Consider the following 2484-nt stretch of genomic DNA (forward strand, 5'->3'; position numbering starts at 1 on the left):
AAATCGTCAGCCGGGTGCGCGAAGCGGTAGGGCCGAACTTCATCATCATCTTCCGCCTGTCGATGCTCGACCTGGTCGAGGGCGGCAGTACCTGGGATGAAATCGAGCTGCTGGCCAAGGCTATCGAGAAAGCCGGCGCGACCTTGATCAACACCGGCATCGGCTGGCACGAAGCGCGTATCCCGACCATTGCCACCAAGGTGCCCCGCGCGGCATTCAGCAAGGTCACCGCCAAGCTGCGTGGCGTGGTGAACATTCCGCTGATCACTACCAACCGCATCAACACCCCGGAAGTTGCCGAGGCGGTGCTGGCCGAGGGCGATGCCGACATGGTCTCGATGGCTCGGCCGTTCCTGGCTGACCCGGACTTCGTCAACAAGGCCGCTGCCGGCCGCGGCGACGAGATCAACACCTGCATCGGCTGCAACCAGGCCTGCCTGGACCATACTTTCGGCGGCAAGCTGACCAGTTGCCTGGTCAACCCGCGTGCCTGCCACGAGACCGAGCTCAACTACCTGCCGGTGCGCGCCGTGAAGCGCATTGCCGTGGTCGGCGCCGGCCCGGCGGGCCTGGCAGCGGCTACGGTAGCGGCCGAGCGTGGGCACGCGGTGACCTTGTTCGACAGTGCCAGCGAAATCGGTGGACAGTTCAATGTGGCCAAGCGGGTGCCGGGCAAGGAAGAGTTCCATGAAACCCTGCGCTACTTCCGCAACAAGGTCGCCAGCACCGGCGTGGACCTGCGCCTGAACACCCGGGTCGATGTGCAGGCCCTGGTGGACGGAGGCTACGACGAGATCATCCTGGCCACCGGCATCGCCCCGCGCACGCCGGCCATCCCCGGTATCGAGCATGCCAAGGTGCTCAGCTATCTGGACGTGCTGCTCGAGCGCAAACCGGTGGGCAAGGCTGTCGCGGTAATTGGCGCGGGTGGCATCGGCTTCGACGTTTCCGAGTACCTGGTGCATCAGGGCGTGGCCACCAGCCAAGACCGTGAGGCGTTCTGGAAGGAGTGGGGCATCGACACCCTCCTGCAGGCACGCGGTGGCGTGGCCGGGATCAAGGCCGAGCCGCATGCCCCGGCGCGCCAGGTGTACCTGTTGCAGCGCAAGAAATCCAAGGTGGGTGACGGCCTGGGCAAGACTACCGGCTGGATTCACCGTACCGGGTTGAAGAACAAGCGGGTGCAGATGCTCAACAGCGTCGAATACCTGGGCATCGACGATGCCGGCCTGCATATTCGCGTGGCCGATGGCGAGCCGCAGGTGCTGGCGGTGGACAACGTGGTGATCTGTGCCGGGCAGGAACCGCTGCGCGAACTGCAGGACGGGCTGGTGGCGACGGGGCAGTCGGTGCACTTGATCGGTGGCGCCGATGTAGCGGCGGAACTGGATGCCAAGCGGGCGATCAACCAGGGTTCGAGATTGGCGGCTGAACTCTGAGATTGCCGGGGCCGCCTTGCGGCCCTTCGCGGGCTTGCCCGCTCCCACAGGGATAGCGCACTCCTGACTTTGGGAGCGGGCAAGCCCGCGAAGGGCTGCAAAGCAGCCCCCAGGCTTTCACTGGTAAACTCGCACGATGCACTTTGACCTTCCCCAAGCCCCCCTACAGCCCCTGAACCTGCCCTGGCTGCAGCAAGCCAAGATCGCAGCCGCCATGCTGCGCCTGGACCTGATCGACCCGCTGATCAGCGGCAACAAGTGGTTCAAGCTACGCCACCACCTGCAACAGGCCAGCGCCAGCAACGCCCCGGGCTTGATCAGCCTGGGCGGCAACCATTCCAACCACCTGCACGCCCTGGCAGCCGCCGGCAAGCGCTTCGGCTTTGCCACTGCCGGGCTGCTGCGTGGCCACGCCCAGGACACACCAACCGTACTAGACCTGCAGGCGCTGGGCATGGAACTGCACTGGCTGGGCTATGGCGGCTACCGTGCACGAAACGAAGCGGGTTTCTGGGAGCCCTGGCAGGCACGCTACCCGGGTTGGCACTGCATCCCCGAAGGGGGCGGCGGGCTGGCCGGAGCACAGGGCTGCGCGCTGATCATGCAGCAGGCGCAAGCGCAGATCCCGGCACTGGGCTGGTCGGGCTACGACGCCTGGTGGCTGGCTGCCGGAACGGGGACTACCTTGGCCGGCCTGGTAATGGCCGAGGCAGGCGCACATGTCGTGCATGGTGCATTGGCTGTACCCAGGGGCCATGGTGTACTGGAGGCGGTAGCGACACTGGCCGGTGCGCATGGCTACCAGCTGCACGACGCCTGCCGTGGCGGTTTCGGCAAGTTCGACGCTGAGCTGCTGGCGTTCGTCGCCGACTGCGAGCGGCACACCGGTGTGCCGCTCGAAGCCCTGTACACCGGCAAGGCCCTGCTGGCCCTGCGTGAGCAGGTCGAGGCCGGGCTGTTCGCGCCCGGCACCCGTCTGCTCTTCGTACACACCGGCGGCCTGCAGGGCCGGCGCGGTTACTTGTAGGGCAGCATGCGCAACAGC

General features: G+C 66.3%; 2 protein-coding genes. Both read left to right on the forward strand.

The annotated features are described in order from the left end of the window. Positions 1-1439 (forward strand): FAD-dependent oxidoreductase (locus JV551A3_RS10800; protein ID WP_133978676.1); only part of this gene is annotated, 1439 nt, incomplete at its 5' end. A 136-nt stretch (positions 1440-1575) separates the two neighbouring features. Next, complete coding sequence (locus JV551A3_RS10810; RefSeq protein WP_133978678.1) at positions 1576-2466, forward strand: 1-aminocyclopropane-1-carboxylate deaminase/D-cysteine desulfhydrase; 891 nt, start codon at positions 1576-1578, stop codon at positions 2464-2466. Positions 2467-2484: the final 18 nt, after the last annotated feature.

The organism is Pseudomonas inefficax (genome assembly GCF_900277125.1).
In the GTDB taxonomy this organism is placed as follows: Bacteria; Pseudomonadota; Gammaproteobacteria; order Pseudomonadales; family Pseudomonadaceae; genus Aquipseudomonas; species Aquipseudomonas inefficax.